Raw genomic sequence first — 22135 nt, 5'->3', positions numbered from 1 at the left:
TTTTGCCATGCCCTGGATCCAACTGAAAATTAACACCACCGGTGCGCACGCCGAAGAGCTGGGCGATGCGCTGATGGAAAGCGGTGCGGTGTCCGTGACCTTCCAGGACACGCACGACACGCCGGTATTTGAACCGCTGCCAGGCGAAACCCGTCTCTGGGGTGATACTGACGTTATTGGCCTGTTTGATGCCGAAGCGGACATGAAAGAGACCATCGCTATTCTGGAAGGCCACCCGCTGCTGGCCCCTGGTTTCCATCATAAAATTGAGCAGCTGGAAGACAAAGACTGGGAGCGCGAGTGGATGGACAACTTCCACCCGATGCGCTTCGGCGAGCGGCTGTGGATCTGCCCGAGCTGGCGCGACGTGCCGGATGAGAACGCGGTCAACGTGATGCTCGATCCGGGTCTGGCGTTCGGCACCGGCACCCACCCGACCACCTCGCTGTGCCTGCAGTGGCTCGACGGCCTCGATCTGGCCGGCAAGACGGTGATCGACTTCGGTTGCGGCTCCGGCATTCTGGCGATCGCGGCGCTGAAACTCGGCGCGGCAAAAGCGATCGGGATCGACATCGATCCGCAGGCGATCCAGGCCAGCCGCGATAACGCCGAGCGTAACGGTGTCTCGGAACGTCTTGAGCTTTATCTGCCGCATAACCAGCCGGACAACATGCAGGCGGATGTGGTAGTGGCGAATATCCTCGCCGGTCCGCTGCGCGAGCTTGCGCCGCTGATTAGTGTCCTGCCGGTAAGCGGTGGCCTGCTGGGGCTGTCCGGCGTACTTGCCAGCCAGGCGGAGAGCGTGTGCGAAGCCTATGAAGCACAGTTCGCTCTCGACCCGGTGGTTGAGAAAGAAGAGTGGTGCCGTATCACGGGCCGCAAGCAGTAATTCCTCCGGGCGCGGCGCTCTGCCGCGCCCGTTGTATTATCCGCACTTTTTATACGCCTTTTCGTTTTTCGTCGCGAGTACAATGACGCGCCCCAGTTATTCAACGGGCAAACCCACTGTTAAAACCCATTCACCGGACGAATAAAATGAAGATGCGTTTCGCTAAAGCCGCGATCGTAATGGCGGGCCTGATGCCTGCGCTGGTCTTTGCCGCTCACTGGAGCTACGAAGGCGCTGAATCTCCTGAACACTGGGGAGAACTCAACAGCGAATACAAAGCGTGCCAGGCCGGCCAGAATCAGTCTCCTGTCGATATTGATAAGACCGTTAAGGCTGCAATTGCCCCGCTGGCGATGCATTACACCGAAGGCCCGGCAAGCTTGCTGAACAATGGCCACACCATTCAGGCCAGCTTCAAACATAACGACGCCAACACCATTACCCTTGATGGCGTTGAGTGGACCCTGCAGCAGTTCCATTTCCACGCGCCGAGTGAAAACACGGTTCACGGCAAGCATTACGCGATGGAAATGCACCTGGTGCATAAATCAGTTACCGGAGACGCTGCTGTGGTGGCGGTGATGTTTGATGTCGGGGCTGAAAACGCCGCGCTGGCCGACCTGTGGAAAAAAATTCCGGACGGCGTCGATAAGAGCGAAACTCTGACCCGCACTATCGATCTCAATGCCCTGCTGCCCGCCGATAAAACCTTCTGGCGCTTCAGCGGCTCTCTGACCACGCCACCGTGCTCAGAAGGGGTAACCTGGCTGGTACTGAAACACCCTCTGACGCTCTCTGCGGCGCAGCTGGCGCAGTTTAAAGCGGTCATGCACCATGACAACAACCGTCCGGTACAGCCGTTGCACGGTCGTCTGGTGGTAGAATAAGCGTTCTGATTACGTTTTCCTGTCATTAAGCGAACCGGGTGGATTCTTGCAATACACCCGGTTTGTCTGAAAAAACAACAAAATATATCTCAGATTTATCATTCAGATGCCTGAAAACCTGCCTGCGGGGAGGAAATTATGTCTGGATACACTTTAAGCGATTTAACATAACCGCATGAAATGTCTCACGAATTAACATGCGTTATCGCCCTGCTTATCGCTTCAATGATCTACAAGAGTGGATTGTTCAAAGTTTGGCCTTTCATCTGGCGTAAAAAATGCGTAATATACGCCGCCTTGCAGGCACAGTATGGTCATTTCTTAACTCATGCGCATTGGACACCACCAGCTTAGAAACCGCCTGATAGCAGCACCGATGGCTGGCATTACTGACAGACCGTTTCGGACGCTTTGCTATGAGATGGGTGCCGGGCTAACCGTATCCGAGATGATGTCCTCTAACCCGGAAGTATGGGCGAGCGATAAATCCCGACTGCGGATGGTCCATGTGGATGAACCAGGTATCCGCACCGTGCAGATTGCCGGTTCAGTACCTGAAGAGATGGCGGCAGCCGCACGTATCAACGTGGAAAACGGCGCCCAGATTATTGATATCAATATGGGGTGCCCGGCGAAGAAGGTGAATCGTAAGCTGGCAGGCTCAGCGTTATTGCAACATCCGGAGTTGGTCAAATCCATCTTAACCGCGGTCGTTAATGCAGTAGACGTGCCCGTCACCCTTAAGTTTCGCACCGGCTGGGATACCGCCAACCGTAACTGCGTAGACATTGCCCGACTGGCTGAAGAGAGTGGTATTCAGGCGCTGACGATACATGGCCGCACCCGCGCCTGTTTGTTTCAGGGCGACGCAGAATACGATTCGATTCGGGCAGTTAAGCAGACAGTTTCCATTCCGGTTATTGCGAATGGCGACATTACTGACCCGCTTAAAGCCAGAGCCGTACTGGACTATACAGGGGCAGATGCTCTGATGATAGGACGTGCAGCTCAGGGAAGACCCTGGATCTTTCGGGAAATCCAGCATTATCTGGACACTGGAGAGTTGCTCCCTCCCCTGCCGCTGGCAGAGGTGAAGCGCTTGCTTTGTGCGCACATTCGGGAACTGCATGACTTTTACGGTCAGGCAAAAGGGTACCGAATCGCGCGGAAACACGTTTCCTGGTACTTGCAGGAACACGCTCCAGACGACCAGTTTCGGCGCACATTCAACGCCATTGAGGATGCCAGCGAACAGCTGGAGGCGTTGGAGGCATACTTCGAAAATTTTGCGTAAACAGAAATAAAGAGCTGACAGAACTATGTTCGAACAACGCGTAAATTCTGACGTACTGACCGTTTCTACCGTTAACTCTCAGGATCAGGTAACCCAAAAACCCCTGCGTGACTCGGTAAAACAGGCACTGAAGAACTATTTTGCTCAACTGAACGGTCAGGATGTTAATGACCTCTATGAGCTGGTACTGGCTGAAGTAGAACAGCCCCTGTTGGACATGGTGATGCAATACACCCGCGGTAACCAGACCCGTGCTGCACTGATGATGGGTATCAACCGTGGTACGCTTCGCAAGAAGCTGAAAAAATATGGCATGAACTGATTTTTGAGTTCTGACCTTAAAAAAGCGCTTAATCACTTAAGCGCTTTTTTTGTTTTCGCGCCCTGACGCAAATTTCTTTTCCCCTTCCGCATCCCCTTTCACAGCGCCGTTTTTCCCCTGATTTGCGCAGGGTTTTAAAGTGCTTTGCGGCTCTCAGAGACAGTGATACTGTCTGTGCCCCTTGACCAGACTATGCTTTGGTATGGCGAGATAAACGGGCCTTGTGAGTCGATATCATGATGATGGTGAGTCATTACAACCAGTTCCTGGTGGTTATGTCGTTTATTGTTGCCATCCTGGCAGCCTATACCGCGCTCAATATGGCGGGTCGTATCTCAATCAGCAGTACCAAAGCCGCGCGTCTCTGGCTGGTCGGCGGCAGCCTGTCGATGGGCATTGGCATCTGGGCGATGCACTTCATCGGCATGCTGGCGATGGAGATGCCGTTTACCCTCAGCTATGACCTGTCGATAACCGGCGTTTCTATGCTAATTGCCCTCGGTGCGTCGCTGTTCGCACTCTGGCTGGTCAGCCGCAGCCGCCTGTCCCGGGTAAGCCTGCTCGCGGGTGCCAGCGTGATGGGATGCGGCATTGCGGCGATGCACTATACCGGTATGGCGGCCATGCATATCCAGCCAGGTATCCGCTGGAATCTCTGGTGGGTCGCGCTCTCGGTGGTGATCGCCTTCTCAGCTTCTGTTGCCGCGCTGTGGCTCACATTCCGCCTGCGCCAGCTGACGTCCGGCCAGGCCGCGCTGCTGCGTATCGGCGCCGCCATCATTATGGGCATCGCTATCGCCGGTATGCATTACACCGGCATGATGGCCGCCGACTTCCCTCACGGCAGCCACGCCACCGAGCGCGGCGTTGACAGCAACTGGCTGGCGATTCTGGTCACCGTCGTCACGCTCTCAATTCTTGGCATCACCCTGCTGGTTTCCCTGTTTGATGCCCGGTTACAGGCGCGGACGTCCCTGCTGGCGTCGTCCCTTGCCGAAGCCAATCGCGAGCTGGCCCAGCTGGCGCTGCACGATACCCTGACCCGTCTGCCTAACCGCGTACTGCTCGAAGATCGCCTGGCGCAGGCGGTGAGCAAGGCGCAGCAGGAAAACAGCGGCTTTGCGCTGATGTATATGGATCTGGATGGTTTCAAGGCGGTCAACGACGCCTGGGGTCATGACACCGGCGACAGGCTATTGATTGCGGTAACCGAACGCCTGACCCAGCATCTGAAGGGGCAGTACACGCTGGCGCGCATCGGCGGGGATGAGTTTGTGCTGCTGGCTGAAACCGCTGCGCCTGACGATGCCGCGTCGCTCGCCAGCTCGCTGGTACAGGCCATTGCCGAGCCGTTTACCATTTCACCCTGCGAAGCGATGGTTACGCTCAGCATCGGTATCGCGCTCTGGCCTCACGATGGCGAAACCCCGCGCGAGCTGATGTTCAATGCCGATGCGGCGATGTACCACACCAAACACAACGGGCGTAACGGCTACCACTTTTTCCAGCCGTCCATGAATGCCCTTGCCCAGACTCAGCTGCAACTGATGAACGATCTGTGGCAGGCCGAAGCGCGCAATGAGCTGCGGCTGCTGTATCAGCCAAAATTTCAGGCACCTTCCGGCCCGGCTATCGGTTTCGAAGCCCTGCTGCGCTGGCAGCATCCACAGCGCGGCCTGCTGACGCCTGACGTATTTCTGCCGCTGGCGGAAAAAACCGGCGTCATTGTCTCGATTGGCAACTGGGTGCTGAATGAAGCCTGCCGCCAGCTCAGCGAGTGGCGTGACGCCGGCCATACCGACTGGTCGATGTCGGTCAACCTCTCTGCCGTACAGTTTGAACAGCCCGCGCTTATTGATAACGTGGTGGATTGCCTGTCGCGCCACCGTATTCCGCCCGAGATGCTGATTCTTGAAGTAACGGAAACCACGGCGATGAGCGATCCGGATGAGAGCGTCCGCCTGTTGACCGAGCTGACCACCCTCGGCGTAAAAGCCTCCATCGATGACTTCGGCACCGGCTATTCAAGCCTGCTCTATCTGAAGCGTCTGCCCGCCAGCGAACTGAAAATTGACCGCGCCTTCGTCAACGAGCTGCGTGCCGACGGGGAAGACGCCACGATTGTCTCGGCGATTATCGCGTTGGCGAGAACCCTCAATCTGCGGGTGGTGGCCGAAGGTGTCGAAACGCCGGAACAACAGACGTTTCTTACCGAGCTTGGCTGCCATACGCTGCAGGGCTATTTACTCGGCAAGCCACTTGACCCACACGCTATCGCAAATATTGTGAAAAATGAGCCGCAGCGCTTAATTGATCCGGTACATGCATCTGAAAAGTCATTCAGTATTCAGCCTGAGGTTGAGTAACCGGAAACATGTGCCATAAATTTTCCACCAGCGCGGGCGCCCTGGCGGCAAGATCAAATCGCTGTGGGTGTAATAGCCACTGGCGTACAATACCGCTTAGTGCGCCGCGTAACAGAATAATCATTTCAGGAATATCAGCATGGGGTGAAATATCTCCATGCTGAATACAGCGCCGCAGCCAGTATTCCAGCATTTCATTATTCATCCCCAGCATAGCGTGGATTTCGATATCATCTAATGCACTGTCGCAACGCTCGTACTTACAGCATAATATTTCCATCAGCGCTTTTTGCTGCGCATCCTGCGCAATCAGACGCAATCAGACGCAATGCGATAATAAACACTTCGCTGAGATAGCGCAGCGGCGTTGTTTTTAACGCGCGGGGAAGCTTTTCCTGTAATACCCGCTGTAACCGCGACTGTTGCTTCCAGATTTCATCGAAGATTTGTTCTTTGCTGTCGAAATGCCAGTAAAGCGCGCCGCGCGTCACCTTTGCCGCTCCGGCTATATCGCCGAGGGTCGTTTTCGCCACGCCCTGCGCGGCGAACTGCGCAATGGCGGCATCGATAAGCTGCTGTCGCGTTTGTAAGGCATCTGTTTTTGTTTTCCATGCCATAATAAACGAACCTGTAAAAAATGAATTATCGGGAAAGGTAAACCACCGACGCTATATTGCCATTGGCTTTATTTTCTCTCATGGCTTTTTTAGTAACAAAATTAATAAATACTTACGGCGAATGCTTTCCGATGAAACATAGAAATTAAAAATAAATGCCACCCATATAAAATATATAAAATATATAAATATGTAAGCGAACGTCAGAAAATAATAACCAATACACTAAAGCCATTCTTAAAACGCCATCCCTCCTTCAGCAAACATCGCAAAAAAAGCGATCCGACTTACATCACACTTATATTATTTGTAGGATACGCCAGAAAATCACACCCTGAGTATTTCCCCCCACAGAACATTCGGTGTTTATTGTTTTAAGGAACGGCAATGACAAAGCAAGTCCGGGTATTTTTATATCCTCTGTTGGCAGGCATTATCACGGCACTGTTATCCGGTTGCGATGATGGTATTAAGGAAAACCAGCCGCCGGTGCCTCAGGTGACGGTGCATACCGTTGTCCCTGGTCCACTGCCACTAACCACCGAGCTGCCCGGCCGCACCGCAGCCTGGCGCATTGCTGAAGTTCGACCTCAGGTGAGTGGCATCATCCTCAAACGTAACTTTGAAGAAGGCGGCGAGATCGCCGCCGGCGAGTCGCTGTATCAGATCGATCCCGCCACGTATCTTGCCGACGTAGAGAGCGCAAAAGCCAGCCTTGCCAAAGCCCAGGCCAGCGCAGCGATGGCCCATCTCACCCTGAAACGCTATGCGGCGCTGCAGGGAACGCATTACGTCAGTAAGCAGGATTACGATCAAGCCGCGGCCAATGCGCGCCAGGCGGATGCCTCCGTGCTGGCATCTCGCGCCGCGCTGGACAGCGCCCGAATTAATCTTGCCTGGACCAAAGTCACTTCCCCCATCAGCGGTCGTATCGGCAAATCAAGCGTCACCGAAGGTGCACTGGTACAGCAGGGCCAGGCTGCAGCGCTGGCAACGGTCCAGCAGCTCGACCCTATCTATGTCGATCTTACCCAGTCGAGTAACGATTACCTGCGCCTGAAAGCGTCGCTGCAACAGGGCACCCTGAAGCGCAGCGAAGGCAAAAGCAACGTGACGCTGGTGCTGGACAGCGGTGAAATCGCTCCGCAGAAAGGTACGCTGGAATTCTCCGACGTTACCGTCGATGAAAGCACTGGCTCCATTACGCTGCGCGCCGTGTTCCCTAACCCTGACCACACGCTGCTTCCCGGCATGTTTGTTCGCGCCCGCATCGACCAGGGTATTCAGCCTAACGCGATGCTGGTGCCGCAGCAGGGCGTAACCCGTACTCCGCGTGGCGAGGCGGTGGTGATGATTGTGAATGCCCAGGACCAGGTGGAATCGAAGGTGGTGGACGCCAGCCAGGCGGTTGGCAACAACTGGCTGGTGAGCGCTGGTCTGAAGCCAGGGGATCGCGTGGTGATCAGCGGTCTGCAGAGAATACGTGCGGGCATGAAGGTCCACGCCAGCTCTGACACTGCTCCGCAGTCGGCACAGTAAGGAGCCAGATCCATGTCCAATTTCTTTATCGAGCGCCCCATTTTTGCCTGGGTGCTGGCGATCGTGCTTATGATTGCCGGCGCGCTGTCCATCATGTCGCTTCCGGTCGCGCAATATCCCTCCATTGCCCCACCGGCGGTGGCGGTATCGGCAACTTATCCTGGGGCAGACGCGCAAACGGTGCAGGACAGCGTGACACAGGTTATCGAACAGAACATGAACGGCATCGATAATCTGATGTACATGTCATCCACCAGCGACTCGGCGGGTAACGTGACGATTACCCTGACCTTCGAATCTGGTACCGATCCTGATATCGCTCAGGTCCAGGTGCAAAATAAACTGCAGCTGGCGATGCCGCTGCTGCCTCAGGAAGTACAGCAACAGGGCATCGGCGTGGAAAAGGCGAGCAGCGGTTTTTTACTGGTCGCCGGTTTTTTATCCGACAACCCTCGCCTGACGCAGGAGGATATTTCCGACTACGTTGCTTCTAACGTTAAAGACAGCATCAGCCGTACCAATGGCGTCGGCGACGTCCAGCTGTTCGGCGCGCAGTTTGCGATGCGTATCTGGCTCGATCAGCATGCGATGAACAAATACCTGCTGACCACCGCCGACGTTGTCACCCAGATTAAAACGCAAAACAACCAGATTGCCGCGGGTCAGCTTGGCGCAACGCCCGCCGTGCCAGGGCAACAGTTGAATGCCTCCATCATTGCGCAGACTCGCCTGACGAGCCCCGAAGAGTTTGGGCGCATTACCCTGCGCGTCAATCAGGACGGTTCGGTGGTACGCCTGAGCGACGTTGCCCGTATCGAACTGGGCGGCGAGAACTACAACATGGTGACTAAAATCAACGGCCAGCCGGCAACGGGGCTTGGGATCAAACTGGCCACCGGTGCTAACGCCCTTGATACCGCTGCCGCCATCAAATCCCGTCTCGCCGAATTGCAGCCCTTCTTCCCACAGGGTATGCGTGTGGTCTACCCCTATGACACCACGCCATTCGTGAAGATTTCAATTCATGAAGTGGTCAAAACCCTGGCGGAGGCTGTCATTCTGGTCTTCCTGGTGATGTACCTGTTTTTACAGAACATCCGCGCCACGCTTATCCCGACCATCGCCGTGCCGGTGGTACTCGCTGGCACCTTCGCCATCCTCAGCGCGCTGAATTACTCCATCAATACCCTCACCATGTTTGGTATGGTGCTGGCTATCGGCCTGCTGGTGGATGACGCCATTGTGGTGGTGGAAAACGTCGAGCGCGTCATGGCAGAGGAGAAGCTGCCGCCGAAAGAAGCAACCCGGAAATCGATGGGACAGATTCAGGGTGCGCTGGTGGGTATCGCAATGGTGCTCTCCGCCGTCTTTATTCCGATGGCCTTTTTTGGCGGCTCCACCGGCGCTATTTACCGTCAGTTCTCTGTTACCATCGTTTCGGCAATGGCGCTGTCGGTGCTGGTGGCGCTCATCCTGACGCCGGCGCTGTGCGCCACGCTGCTCAAACCCGGCGGACACGAGAGCAAAGCACGCTTCTTCGTCTGGTTCGATAAAAAGTTCGATGCCAGCGTCAACCACTACACGAAAAGCGTCAGCGGTATTTTGCGCAGTACCGGACGTTACCTGCTGCTGTACGTACTGATCGTGACGGGTATGGCGGTGCTGTTTGTGCGTCTGCCCACCGCCTTCCTGCCCGAAGAGGATCAGGGCGTCTTTATGACGATGGTGCAGCTCCCGGCCGGCGCTACACAGACCCGTACCCAGCAGGTGCTGGACCAGATTAGCCATTATTATCTCACCGATGAGCAAGCCAACGTCGATACCGTGTTTACCGTGAACGGCTTCAGCTTCAGCGGCCAGGGGCAGAACGCCGGGCTGGCCTTTATCAGCCTGAAGCCCTGGGAGGCGCGTCCTGGTGAAGAGAACAGCGTGGGCAGCATCATCAAACGCGCCACCCACGCTTTTGGCGAAATCCGCGATGGCTTCGTCTTCCCGTTCAACCTGCCGGCGATTATCGAGCTGGGTACAGCGACCGGATTTGACTTCGAACTCATCGACAAAGCGAATCTCGGACACGAGGCACTGACTCAGGCACGTAATACGCTGCTGGGGATGGTCGGCAAGCATGGCGATCTGCTGGTCAGGGTGCGGCCCAACGGGCTTGAAGATACGCCACAGTTCAAGCTGGACGTTGACCAGCAAAAAGCCCAGGCGCTGGGCGTATCCCTGGCGGACATCAACCAGGCGATCTCCACCTCGTTAGGCGGAACTTACGTTAACGATTTTATCGATCATGGGCGTGTGAAAAAGGTTTACGTTCAGGCCGACGCGGCGTTTCGTATGCTTCCGGCTGACATTGACGCCATTTACGTGCGCAGCGCCAACGGGGAGATGGTGCCTTTCTCTGCGTTCAGCTCATCGCACTGGATTTACGGCTCGCCGCGCCTGGAACGTTTTAACGGTTCACCCTCGATGGAGATCCTCGGCGAAGCCGCACCAGGCAAAAGTACCGGCGAAGCGATGGTCCTGATGGAGTCGCTGGCAAAAACGCTGCCTGCGGGTATCGGCTATGACTGGACCGGGATGTCTTATCAGGAGCGACTGTCAGGCGATCAGGCTCCCGCACTGTACGCCATTTCGCTGATCGTGGTGTTTCTCTGCCTGGCGGCGCTCTATGAAAGCTGGTCCATTCCGTTTTCGGTGATGCTGGTGGTACCGCTGGGTGTGGTAGGCGCTCTGCTTGCGGCCTCGCTGCGCGGCCTGAACAATGACGTCTATTTTCAGGTTGGGCTGCTGACGACTATCGGGTTGTCGGCTAAAAACGCCATCCTGATTGTCGAGTTCGCAAAGGACCTGATGGAGAAAGAAGGTAAAGGCGTTATCGAAGCGACGCTGGAATCGGTACGCATGCGCCTGCGGCCAATTCTCATGACCTCGCTGGCATTTATTCTCGGCGTGCTGCCGCTGGTTATTAATCGCGGGGCGGGCAGTGGCGCGCAGAATGCCGTCGGTACCGGAGTGATGGGCGGAATGCTAACCGCAACGCTGCTGGCAATATTTTTTGTTCCGGTATTTTTCGTCGTCATTCGCCGACGCTTTGGCGGGGCACAATAAAAATGCAGGGCGCTACGGCGCCCTTTTTAATGCGTTGAAAATAATAATATTATATTGAAATGCTGTGATTAACTCGCTACTGTTTATGCCGTCCAGGAATGCACCTGGTTTTTAATTTCTGATGCTATTTTTTTGTTTTCTTCATTAAATCTCCACAATCAATTGCCTGACGGCCCTGTCTCTCCACACTTTTTACAAATATTACCGTTTGCAACCATTCCCCTTTCGGGGCGTTACTGCGAGCGTGGTAATTTAATCAGGCTCCACCTGCGATTAAGTTCCTCTGGAAACGACGGCGTGGATAATGATTTTATTGAGGTAACGCCATGAAAAAACTAATTGCTGTTGCACTACTTTCTACCGTACTGGCTGGCTGTGCTCACGACTCTCCCTGCGTGCCGGTCTATGACGATCAGGGCCGCCTGGTGCATACCAATACCTGCATGAAAGGAACCACTCAGGATAACTGGGAAACCGCAGGCGCAATCGCCGGCGGCGCCGCAGCGCTGGCTGGTCTGACGCTCGGTATTATCGCCGTGTCTAAATAAGTTATTACGCGCGGTTCAGGCCGCGCGTATCATGTTGCTTTATTATGGTGCAGAGCAGTTTCATAAGGTAAAAATTTGGCATCATATTTGTTCAGCAAATTCTCTGCGTTATTCCCTCTTTGCCTTACTACCTCTTTCTGCCATTTTTACGTGCAGTCTGTCACAAAGCGCGACCACGCCTTTCCCGGCACATATTTATCTCCTGAATTATTCTTTGCACATGGTTTCGTAAAGTAACTATTTTGCTCCAAAATGTGGCGCAGGTTGAATTTTTGCACCATAACAGCGCGCGGAATTAAATTTTTCCTGTCTACACTGAGCTTATTGCGCCTGCGCTCGTTATCCCCTGCCCTGGCGCAAACCTGGCATTACCTTTGCTTAATAGATTACGGCCAATGCCACAGACAGGTAATGGCGTGCTCACGCCACATACATATAACGATAATTCCGCCACACAGGATGCTTTATGAAAAAGATGATGATTGCGACTCTGGTTGCTGCAGGCGCGATGCTGGCCGCTACCAGTCAGGCACACGCCGGTGCGACTTTCGATGCGGTTAAAAAGAAAGGTTTTGTGCAATGTGGGATAAGCGATGGTCTGCCGGGTTTCTCTTACGCGGATGAGAGCGGCAAGTTTACCGGGATCGATGTGGATGTCTGCCGTGGCGTGGCTGCTGCAATGTTTGGCGATGACACCAAAGTTAAATACACCCCGCTGACGGCAAAAGAGCGTTTCACCGCGCTACAGTCGGGTGAAGTGGACGTACTCTCTCGTAACACTACCTGGACCTCTTCACGTGATTCCGGCATGGGCATGTCTTTTACCGGCGTAACCTACTATGACGGTATCGGCTTCCTGACCCATAACAAAGCAGGACTGAAGAGCGCTAAAGAGCTCGACGGCGCAACCGTTTGCATCCAGGCCGGTACCGATACCGAACTAAACGTGGCAGACTATTTTAAAGCCAACAAGATGAAGTACACCCCGGTCACCTTTGACCGCTCCGATGAATCCGCCAAAGCGCTGGAATCGGGTCGCTGCGATACCCTCGCGTCTGACCAGTCGCAGCTTTACGCTCTGCGCATAAAGCTCAGCGATCCGGCGGAGTGGATCGTACTGCCAGAGGTCATCTCTAAAGAGCCGCTGGGGCCGGTAGTACGCCGCGGTGACGATGAATGGTTTGCCGTGGTGCGCTGGACGCTGTTTGCAATGCTGAACGCTGAAGAGATGGGCGTGACCTCGAAGAACGTCGATGAAAAAGCCGCTAATCCGGCAACACCAGATATGGCGCACCTGCTAGGTAAAGAGGGCGATTACGGCAAGGACCTGAAGCTCGACAACAAATGGGCTTACAACATCATCAAAAAAGTCGGCAACTACGCGGAAGTATTCGAGCGCAACGTTGGCTCTGAAAGCCCGCTGAAGATCAAACGTGGCCAGAATAACCTCTGGAACAACGGCGGTATTCAGTACGCGCCGCCGGTACGTTAATGCTGTAGCTGTAACGGGCACTGCACTGGCAGTGCCCAGCCCAAGTTCCGACTGAGGTTCTCCTATGTCCCTGCGCCGCCCAACCGTAAAAGGTGCGTTCTCCTTTTCGAACCCTGCGGTTCGTGCCTGGCTGTTTCAGATACTCGCTGTTGTTGTGGTACTGCTGATTGCGGCTTATCTGATCCATAACACCATCACTAACCTGAGCAATCGCGGTATCACTTCCGGGTTTGCCTTTCTCGACCGTGCTGCAGGCTTCGGCATCGTCCAGCATCTGATTGATTATCAACAGGGCGATACCTATGGCCGCGTGTTTCTGGTCGGGCTGCTGAATACTCTGCTGGTATCAGCGCTCTGTATTGTTTTCGCCTCAATTCTCGGATTCTTTCTTGGTCTGGCCCGGCTTTCTGATAACTGGCTGCTGAGAAAAATCTCTACGGTATACATTGAGACGTTTCGTAATATCCCGCCGCTGCTGCAGATCTTCTTCTGGTATTTCGCCGTGCTGCGTAATTTACCTGGCCCGCGCCAGGCAGTTGACGCGTTCGATCTCGTTTTTTTAAGTAACCGTGGGCTGTATATCCCTGCTCCACAGCTGGGTGAGGGGATGGGAGCCTTTCTGGCGGCGGTGCTCATTGCCGTAGGTGTGACCGTTGGGCTTTACCGCTACAACAAAACGCACCAGATGAAAACTGGCCAGCTGCGCCGTACCTGGCCCTGGGCAATCGCTCTGCTGATCGGTCTGCCGGCGCTGGCTCACGCCCTGTATGGTGCGGCGCTACACTGGGATATTCCGGCCCTGCGCGGTTTCAACTTCCGTGGCGGTATGGCGCTTATCCCGGAACTTGCCGCATTAACTCTGGCATTGTCGGTCTACACATCGGCATTTATCGCCGAAATCATCCGCGCCGGGATTCTTTCTGTCCCGCACGGGCAGCATGAAGCCGCTCGCTCGCTCGCCCTGCCCAACCCGGTGACGCTGCGTCAGGTGATTATTCCGCAGGCGATGCGCGTCATTATTCCGCCGCTGACCAGCCAGTACCTCAATATAGCCAAAAACTCGTCACTAGCTGCGGCCATTGGCTATCCCGATATGGTGTCGCTGTTTGCCGGAACGGTACTTAATCAGACCGGACAGGCGATCGAAACCATCGCCATTACCATGTCGGTCTACCTCATTATCAGCCTGTCGATTTCACTGCTGATGAACATCTATAACCGGCGTATCGCCCTCGTTGAGCGCTAAGGAACCATGATGACAAAAGCTATTCTGTCACCGCCGGTGCGCCAGGCCTCACAGGGGTCGGGTCGTGCGCTGCACTGGGTGAAAAAGAACCTCTTTTCCAGCTGGAGCAACTCGCTGCTGACGCTGTTCTGCCTGTGGCTGATGTGGGAGCTGATTCCCCCGTTGCTGAACTGGACAATCTTCCAGGCCAACTGGTTCGGTACCACCCGCGCTGACTGTACGAAGGTAGGTGCCTGCTGGGTGTTTATCCATCAGCGTTTCGGCCAGTTTATGTATGGGCTTTATCCACACGATCAGCGCTGGCGCATCAACCTCGCGCTGATCGTCGGCCTGATTTCCATTGTGCCAATGTTCTGGAACGCGATGCCGCGTCGCGGACGTTACATTGCCTGCTGGGCGGTGATCTATCCGGTTGTGGTCTGGATATTGCTGTATGGCGGCTTTTTCGGGCTGGAGCGGGTAGAAACACGCCAGTGGGGCGGCCTGACGCTGACGCTGATTATCGCCTCAGTGGGTATCGCCGGCGCGCTGCCGCTCGGCATCCTGCTGGCGCTGGGACGACGCTCCACCATGCCGGTGGTACGCATTCTGTCGGTGATCTTTATCGAATTCTGGCGCGGCGTGCCGCTTATTACCGTGCTGTTTATGTCGTCGGTGATGCTGCCGCTGTTCATGGCGGAAGGGACCAGCATTGATAAGCTGATCCGCGCCCTGGTCGGGGTAATTCTGTTTCAGTCCGCTTACGTTGCAGAAGTGGTGCGCGGCGGGTTGCAGGCGCTGCCGAAAGGGCAGTACGAGGCGGCAGAGTCGCTGGCCCTCGGCTACTGGAAAACCCAGGGGCTGGTTATTCTTCCCCAGGCGCTGAAGCTGGTGATCCCGGGCCTGGTGAATACCATCATCGCACTATTCAAAGACACCAGCCTGGTGATCATTATCGGCCTGTTCGATCTCTTCAGCAGCGTACAGCAGGCGACAGTCGATCCCGCATGGCTGGGGATGTCGACCGAAGGCTATGTTTTTGCTGCGCTGGTCTACTGGATCTTCTGCTTCAGTATGTCGCGCTACAGCCAGCATCTTGAAAAACGTTTTAACACCGGGCGTACACCGCATTGAGGGATCCCATGAGCACAATGATAATACAGCCGACCGACGCGATGATTACGCTTGAAGCGGTAAACAAATGGTACGGACAATTTCATGTCCTGAAAGATATCAATCTGAACGTTAAGCAAGGCGAGCGCATCGTTCTCTGCGGCCCATCGGGTTCAGGAAAATCAACAACGATTCGTTGTATCAATCATCTTGAAGAGCATCAGCAGGGACGCATCGTGGTTGATGGAATCGAGCTGAATGAAGACATCCGTAATATAGAAAAGGTACGGCAGGAAGTGGGCATGGTGTTCCAGCATTTTAACCTGTTCCCTCACCTGACCGTGCTGCAAAACTGCACGCTGGCCCCGATATGGGTACGCAAGATGCCGAAGAAAGAGGCAGAAGCACTGGCGATGCACTACCTGGAACGGGTGCGTATTGCCGAACATGCGCATAAATATCCGGGGCAGATTTCGGGCGGCCAGCAGCAACGTGTGGCGATTGCCCGTTCCCTCTGCATGAAACCCAAAATTATGCTGTTTGACGAGCCGACTTCGGCACTGGATCCGGAGATGGTCAAAGAAGTACTGGATACCATGATTGGCCTGGCTGAATCCGGGATGACCATGCTGTGCGTGACGCATGAGATGGGCTTTGCGCGTACCGTGGCAGACCGCGTTATCTTTATGGACCGCGGTGAAATCGTTGAGCAGGCTCCCCCGCAAGAATTCTTCGCCAACCCGAAATCAGAACGCACCCGTGCGTTTCTTTCGCAGGTTATTCATTAATAAGTCATACGGCCTGGTTAAGCCCTGCTCCGGTGAGCGGGGCTTTTTATTGGCTTAATACAGTGGTGAATGCAGCGAGTTCAAATGAGAAATCTGTTTACGAGCTAGAGGAAACAGAAAAGACCACGCTTTAATCCTTAATCAGAACGCACCCGCGCATTTCTCTCAAGCTACACGTTAATAAGTAATGCAGTCTGGCAAGACCTTTTTCACATGAGGGGCTTTGTTATTGATTTGATACGGTGGTAAATGCAGCGAGTATAAATGAGAGTTCCGAACTGCAGAGAAACAAAAAAGCCCCATGCTTTCGCATGAGGCTTTTTTGTTTGTTTGATGCCTGGCAGTTCCCTACTCTCGCATGGGGAGACCCCACACTACCATCGGCGCTACGGCGTTTCACTTCTGAGTTCGGCATGGGGTCAGGTGGGACCACCGCGCTACAGCCGCCAGGCAAATTCTTTTCTAACGTGCCGAACTTTAACCTAATAAAGTGGTGCTGATACCCAGAGTCGAACTGGGGACCTCACCCTTACCAAGGGTGCGCTCTACCAACTGAGCCATATCAGCACACTAATTCTTAAAACCTGATGTTTTCAGATTTTTTAATTTGATGCCTGGCAGTTCCCTACTCTCGCATGGGGAGACCCCACACTACCATCGGCGCTACGGCGTTTCACTTCTGAGTTCGGCATGGGGTCAGGTGGGACCACCGCGCTACAGCCGCCAGGCAAATTCTGTTCGCTTACCGCCTCGCGGCCATAAGCGTAATCCGTCTCAAGCTGAAAATCTCTCAAACACAACACCAAAACAGCTTCGGCGTTGTAAGGTTAAGCCTCACGGTTCATTAGTACCGGTTAGCTCAACGCATCGCTGCGCTTACACACCCGGCCTATCAACGTCGTCGTCTTCAACGTTCCTTCAGGACCCTTAAAGGGTCAGGGAGAACTCATCTCGGGGCAAGTTTCGTGCTTAGATGCTTTCAGCACTTATCTCTTCCGCATTTAGCTACCGGGCAGTGCCATTGGCATGACAACCCGAACACCAGTGATGCGTTCACTCCGGTCCTCTCGTACTAGGAGCAACCCCCCTCAATTCTCCAGCGCCCACGGCAGATAGGGACCGAACTGTCTCACGACGTTCTAAACCCAGCTCGCGTACCACTTTAAATGGCGAACAGCCATACCCTTGGGACCTACTTCAGCCCCAGGATGTGATGAGCCGACATCGAGGTGCCAAACACCGCCGTCGATATGAACTCTTGGGCGGTATCAGCCTGTTATCCCCGGAGTACCTTTTATCCGTTGAGCGATGGCCCTTCCATTCAGAACCACCGGATCACTAAGACCTGCTTTCGCACCTGCTCGAGCCGTCACTCTCGCAGTCAAGCTAGCTTATGCCTTTGCACTAACCTCCTGATGTCCGACCAGGATTAGCTAACCTTCGTGCTCCTCCGTTACGCTTTAGGAGGAGACCGCCCCAGTCAAACTACCCACCAGACACTGTCCCCACGCCGGATCACGGCGCCAGGTTAGAACATCAAACATTAAAGGGTGGTATTTCAAGGTTGGCTCCACGCAGACTGGCGTCCACGCTTCAAAGCCTCCCACCTATCCTACACATCAAGGCTCAATGTTCAGTGTCAAGCTATAGTAAAGGTTCACGGGGTCTTTCCGTCTTGCCGCGGGTACACTGCATCTTCACAGCGATTTCAATTTCACTGAGTCTCGGGTGGAGACAGCCTGGCCATCATTACGCCATTCGTGCAGGTCGGAACTTACCCGACAAGGAATTTCGCTACCTTAGGACCGTTATAGTTACGGCCGCCGTTTACCGGGGCTTCGATCAAGAGCTTCTCCTTACGGATAACCCCATCAATTAACCTTCCGGCACCGGGCAGGCGTCACACCGTATACGTCCACTTTCGTGTTTGCACAGTGCTGTGTTTTTAATAAACAGTTGCAGCCAGCTGGTATCTTCGACTGGTTTCAGCTCCGCGAGCAAGTCGCTTCACCTACGCACCAGCGTGCCTTCTCCCGAAGTTACGGCACCATTTTGCCTAGTTCCTTCACCCGAGTTCTCTCAAGCGCCTTGGTATTCTCTACCTGACCACCTGTGTCGGTTTGGGGTACGATTTGATGTTACCTGATGCTTAGAGGCTTTTCCTGGAAGCAGGGCATTTGTTGCTTCAGCACCGTAGTGCCTCGTCATCACGCCTCAGTGTTAAAGTGCACCGGATTTGCCTGGAGCACACACCTACACGCTTAAACCGGGACAACCGTCGCCCGGCCAACATAGCCTTCTCCGTCCCCCCTTCGCAGTAACACCGAGTACAGGAATATTAACCTGTTTCCCATCGACTACGCCTTTCGGCCTCGCCTTAGGGGTCGACTCACCCTGCCCCGATTAACGTTGGACAGGAACCCTTGGTCTTCCGGCGAGCGGGCTTTTCACCCGCTTTATCGTTACTTATGTCAGCATTCGCACTTCTGATACCTCCAGCAGACCTCACAGTCCACCTTCAACGGCTTACAGAACGCTCCCCTACCCAACAACACATAGTGTCGCTGCCGCAGCTTCGGTGCATGGTTTAGCCCCGTTACATCTTCCGCGCAGGCCGACTCGACCAGTGAGCTATTACGCTTTCTTTAAATGATGGCTGCTTCTAAGCCAACATCCTGGCTGTCTGTGCCTTCCCACATCGTTTCCCACTTAACCATGACTTTGGGACCTTAGCTGGCGGTCTGGGTTGTTTCCCTCTTCACGACGGACGTTAGCACCCGCCGTGTGTCTCCCGTGATAACATTCTCCGGTATTCGTAGTTTGCATCGGGTTGGTAAGCCGGGATGGCCCCCTAGCCGAAACAGTGCTCTACCCCCGGAGATGAGTTCACGAGGCGCTACCTAAATAGCTTTCGGGGAGAACCAGCTATCTCCCGGTTTGATTGGCCTTTCACCCCCAGCCACAAGTCATCCGCTAATTTTTCAACATTAGTCGGTTCGGTCCTCCAGTTAGTGTTACCCAACCTTCAACCTGCCCATGGCTAGATCACCGGGTTTCGGGTCTATACCCTGCAACTTAACGCCCAATTAAGACTCGGTTTCCCTTCGGCTCCCCTATACGGTTAACCTTGCTACAGAATATAAGTCGCTGACCCATTATACAAAAGGTACGCAGTCACACCACAAAGGTGCTCCCACTGCTTGTACGTACACGGTTTCAGGTTCTGTTTCACTCCCCTCGCCGGGGTTCTTTTCGCCTTTCCCTCACGGTACTGGTTCACTATCGGTCAGTCAGGAGTATTTAGCCTTGGAGGATGGTCCCCCCATATTCAGACAGGATACCACGTGTCCCGCCCTACTCATCGAGCTCACAGCAAGTGTGTTTTTGTGTACGGGAGTATCACCCTGTACCCTGCGACTTTCCAGACGCTTCCACTAACACACAAACTGATTCAGGCTCTGGGCTGCTCCCCGTTCGCTCGCCGCTACTGGGGGAATCTCGGTTGATTTCTTTTCCTCGGGGTACTTAGATGTTTCAGTTCCCCCGGTTCGCCTCATGCCACTATGTATTCATGACATGATAGTGCAACGAATTGCACTGGGTTTCCCCATTCGGACATCGTCGGCTATAACGGTTCATATCACCTTACCGACGCTTTTCGCAGATTAGCACGTCCTTCATCGCCTCTGACTGCCAGGGCATCCACCGTGTACGCTTAGTCGCTTAACCTCACAACCCGAAGATGTTTCCTGAGATTCATCGTCGTGCTGTAAGCATTTGAGAGACTCGAACACACCTTTTTCTGTTCTTGTTTACGGAGAACAGAAACAGTGTGTCGTTTCAATTTTCAGCTTGTTCCGGATTGTTAAAGAGCATAATACTTCGCAGCATACTGTTCCCAGTACACTCTGAAGTAGGGTATCAACCTGAGTTGATGGTGGAGCTATGCGGGATCGAACCGCAGACCTCCTGCGTGCAAAGCAGGCGCTCTCCCAGCTGAGCTATAGCCCCATCGTAGTGATTAACCTCTTACCGGGATTTCTTCTGAGACAAGGCGCGGAATGACGACGCATACATCAGTATGCGAGTTATTTCGCAACGCAGTATTCAGAAGGAATCTGGTAGGCCTGAGTGGACTTGAACCACCGACCTCACCCTTATCAGGGGTGCGCTCTAACCACCTGAGCTACAAGCCTGGAGAGGTTTTTACTGCTCGTTTTCTATCAGACAATCTGTGTGAGCACTGCGGAGTTGTATCTTTTAAGGTAAGGAGGTGATCCAACCGCAGGTTCCCCTACGGTTACCTTGTTACGACTTCACCCCAGTCATGAATCACAAAGTGGTAAGCGCCCTCCCGAAGGTTAAGCTACCTACTTCTTTTGCAACCCACTCCCATGGTGTGACGGGCGGTGTGTACAAGGCCCGGGAACGTATTCACCGTGGCATTCTGATCCACGATTACTAGCGATTCCGACTTCATGGAGTCGAGTTGCAGACTCCAATCCGGACTACGACGTACTTTATGAGGTCCGCTTGCTCTCGCGAGGTCGCTTCTCTTTGTATACGCCATTGTAGCACGTGTGTAGCCCTGGCCGTAAGGGCCATGATGACTTGACGTCATCCCCACCTTCCTCCGGTTTATCACCGGCAGTCTCCTTTGAGTTCCCGACCGAATCGCTGGCAACAAAGGATAAGGGTTGCGCTCGTTGCGGGACTTAACCCAACATTTCACAACACGAGCTGACGACAGCCATGCAGCACCTGTCTCAGAGTTCCCGAAGGCACCAAAGCATCTCTGCTAAGTTCTCTGGATGTCAAGGCCAGGTAAGGTTCTTCGCGTTGCATCGAATTAAACCACATGCTCCACCGCTTGTGCGGGCCCCCGTCAATTCATTTGAGTTTTAACCTTGCGGCCGTACTCCCCAGGCGGTCGACTTAACGCGTTAGCTCCGGAAGCCACTCCTCAAGGGAACAACCTCCAAGTCGACATCGTTTACGGCGTGGACTACCAGGGTATCTAATCCTGTTTGCTCCCCACGCTTTCGCACCTGAGCGTCAGTCTTCGTCCAGGGGGCCGCCTTCGCCACCGGTATTCCTCCAGATCTCTACGCATTTCACCGCTACACCTGGAATTCTACCCCCCTCTACGAGACTCAAGCCTGCCAGTTTCGGATGCAGTTCCCAGGTTGAGCCCGGGGATTTCACATCCGACTTGACAGACCGCCTGCGTGCGCTTTACGCCCAGTAATTCCGATTAACGCTTGCACCCTCCGTATTACCGCGGCTGCTGGCACGGAGTTAGCCGGTGCTTCTTCTGCGAGTAACGTCAATTGATGAGTGTATTAAACTCACCACCTTCCTCCTCGCTGAAAGTACTTTACAACCCGAAGGCCTTCTTCATACACGCGGCATGGCTGCATCAGGCTTGCGCCCATTGTGCAATATTCCCCACTGCTGCCTCCCGTAGGAGTCTGGACCGTGTCTCAGTTCCAGTGTGGCTGGTCATCCTCTCAGACCAGCTAGGGATCGTCGCCTAGGTGAGCCGTTACCCCACCTACTAGCTAATCCCATCTGGGTTCATCTGATGGCAAGAGGCCCGAAGGTCCCCCTCTTTGGTCTTGCGACGTTATGCGGTATTAGCTACCGTTTCCAGTAGTTATCCCCCTCCATCAGGCAGATCCCCAGACATTACTCACCCGTCCGCCACTCGTCAGCGAAGCAGCAAGCTGCTTCCTGTTACCGTTCGACTTGCATGTGTTAGGCCTGCCGCCAGCGTTCAATCTGAGCCATGATCAAACTCTTCAATTTAAAGTTTGATGCTCAAAGAATTAAACTTCGTAATGAATTACGTGTTCACTCTTGAGACTTGATAATGCTTTTTCGTCTTGCGACGTGAAAGATATCAGTGCCCCGAGTGCCCACACAGATTGTCTGATAAATT

Annotated in this window: 14 protein-coding genes, 3 tRNA genes and 4 rRNA genes; 12 read left to right on the top strand and 9 right to left on the bottom strand. The window is 54.3% G+C overall.

Annotation, left to right across the window (positions count from 1 at the left end; translation table 11 throughout):
• The first annotated feature begins 7 nt into the window (after positions 1–7).
• The 5 genes from prmA (at position 8) to KFZ77_RS01955 (ending at position 5758) form a co-directional block, all read left to right on the top strand.
• On the top strand, positions 8–889 hold the full coding sequence (gene prmA, locus KFZ77_RS01975; protein WP_264385299.1) for a 50S ribosomal protein L11 methyltransferase: 882 nt from the start codon (positions 8–10) through the stop codon (positions 887–889).
• 146 nt (positions 890–1035) lie between these two features.
• Positions 1036–1776 (top strand): carbonic anhydrase, encoded by a 741-nt coding sequence (locus tag KFZ77_RS01970; protein ID WP_264385298.1) that lies wholly within the window; start codon positions 1036–1038, stop codon positions 1774–1776.
• Positions 1777–2104: 328 nt separating this feature from the next.
• On the top strand, positions 2105–3070 hold the full coding sequence (gene dusB, locus KFZ77_RS01965) for a tRNA dihydrouridine synthase DusB (RefSeq protein WP_031519156.1): 966 nt from the start codon (positions 2105–2107) through the stop codon (positions 3068–3070).
• Positions 3071–3095: 25 nt separating this feature from the next.
• Entirely contained in the window at positions 3096–3392 is a 297-nt protein-coding gene (fis, locus tag KFZ77_RS01960; protein WP_000462905.1) for a DNA-binding transcriptional regulator Fis, read from the top strand.
• Positions 3393–3631: 239 nt separating this feature from the next.
• Positions 3632–5758 carry a putative bifunctional diguanylate cyclase/phosphodiesterase gene (locus tag KFZ77_RS01955; protein ID WP_264385297.1) on the top strand — a complete coding sequence of 709 codons (2127 nt, stop codon included), beginning with the start codon at positions 3632–3634 and terminating at the stop codon, positions 5756–5758.
• Here the strand turns inward: KFZ77_RS01955 and KFZ77_RS01950 are convergent.
• Together KFZ77_RS01950 and KFZ77_RS01945 are read right to left on the bottom strand one after the other, a co-directional pair.
• On the bottom strand, positions 5733–6038 hold the full coding sequence (locus KFZ77_RS01950) for a hypothetical protein (protein ID WP_264385296.1): 306 nt from the start codon (positions 6036–6038) through the stop codon (positions 5733–5735). The two genes, KFZ77_RS01955 and KFZ77_RS01950, sit on opposite strands and share 26 nt — an antisense overlap.
• The gene (locus KFZ77_RS01945) at positions 6019–6375 is read right to left on the bottom strand and encodes a TetR family transcriptional regulator (RefSeq protein ID WP_264385295.1); all 357 of its coding nucleotides are present in this window, start codon (positions 6373–6375) and stop codon (positions 6019–6021) included. Before KFZ77_RS01945 ends, KFZ77_RS01950 begins: the two co-directional genes overlap by 20 nt.
• Positions 6376–6762: 387 nt before the next feature.
• Here KFZ77_RS01945 and KFZ77_RS01940 point away from each other — a divergent pair, with 387 nt between their 5' ends.
• The 7 genes from KFZ77_RS01940 to KFZ77_RS01910 all read left to right on the top strand — a co-directional run bounded on the left by KFZ77_RS01940 (position 6763) and on the right by KFZ77_RS01910 (position 16194).
• Positions 6763–7914 (top strand): efflux RND transporter periplasmic adaptor subunit, encoded by a 1152-nt coding sequence (locus tag KFZ77_RS01940; RefSeq protein WP_264385294.1) that lies wholly within the window; start codon positions 6763–6765, stop codon positions 7912–7914.
• Positions 7915–7926: 12 nt separating this feature from the next.
• Entirely contained in the window at positions 7927–11028 is a 3102-nt protein-coding gene (locus tag KFZ77_RS01935) for an efflux RND transporter permease subunit (protein ID WP_264385293.1), read from the top strand.
• 326 nt (positions 11029–11354) lie between these two features.
• Positions 11355–11576, top strand: coding sequence for a putative periplasmic lipoprotein (locus KFZ77_RS01930; protein ID WP_024548921.1), 222 nt, complete (start codon positions 11355–11357; stop codon positions 11574–11576).
• Positions 11577–12042: 466 nt separating this feature from the next.
• Complete coding sequence (locus KFZ77_RS01925) at positions 12043–13068, top strand: amino acid ABC transporter substrate-binding protein (protein WP_031519164.1); 1026 nt, start codon at positions 12043–12045, stop codon at positions 13066–13068.
• A 64-nt stretch (positions 13069–13132) separates the two neighbouring features.
• The gene (locus KFZ77_RS01920) at positions 13133–14314 is read left to right on the top strand and encodes an amino acid ABC transporter permease (protein ID WP_264385292.1); all 1182 of its coding nucleotides are present in this window, start codon (positions 13133–13135) and stop codon (positions 14312–14314) included.
• 9 nt (positions 14315–14323) lie between these two features.
• Positions 14324–15427, top strand: coding sequence for an amino acid ABC transporter permease (locus tag KFZ77_RS01915; protein WP_264385291.1), 1104 nt, complete (start codon positions 14324–14326; stop codon positions 15425–15427).
• Positions 15428–15435: 8 nt separating this feature from the next.
• Positions 15436–16194, top strand: coding sequence for an amino acid ABC transporter ATP-binding protein (locus KFZ77_RS01910; RefSeq protein WP_031519168.1), 759 nt, complete (start codon positions 15436–15438; stop codon positions 16192–16194).
• Between the two features lie 335 nt (positions 16195–16529).
• Here the strand turns inward: KFZ77_RS01910 and rrf (KFZ77_RS01905) are convergent.
• From rrf (KFZ77_RS01905) to KFZ77_RS01875, 7 genes are all read right to left on the bottom strand, one after another.
• Positions 16530–16645 (bottom strand): 5S ribosomal RNA (gene rrf, locus KFZ77_RS01905).
• A 40-nt stretch (positions 16646–16685) separates the two neighbouring features.
• Positions 16686–16761 (bottom strand) — tRNA-Thr (locus tag KFZ77_RS01900).
• Positions 16762–16806: 45 nt separating this feature from the next.
• Positions 16807–16922: ribosomal RNA gene (rrf, locus tag KFZ77_RS01895) — 5S ribosomal RNA — on the bottom strand.
• Between the two features lie 95 nt (positions 16923–17017).
• Positions 17018–19923, bottom strand: a 23S ribosomal RNA gene (locus KFZ77_RS01890).
• 206 nt (positions 19924–20129) lie between these two features.
• Positions 20130–20205, bottom strand: a tRNA-Ala gene (locus KFZ77_RS01885).
• A gap of 108 nt (positions 20206–20313) precedes the next feature.
• Positions 20314–20390, bottom strand: a tRNA-Ile gene (locus tag KFZ77_RS01880).
• Positions 20391–20460: 70 nt separating this feature from the next.
• Positions 20461–22002 (bottom strand): 16S ribosomal RNA (locus tag KFZ77_RS01875).
• Together the 16S, 23S and 5S rRNA genes with 3 tRNA genes alongside form the textbook arrangement of a ribosomal RNA operon.
• Between the last annotated feature and the right edge of the window lie 133 nt (positions 22003–22135).

The sequence above is a fragment of the Siccibacter colletis genome (assembly GCF_025914095.1).
Lineage (GTDB): Bacteria > Pseudomonadota > Gammaproteobacteria > Enterobacterales > Enterobacteriaceae > Siccibacter > Siccibacter colletis.
The sequence above is the reverse complement of the archived record's forward strand: the minus strand, read 5'-3'. Positions and strand labels throughout refer to the sequence as shown.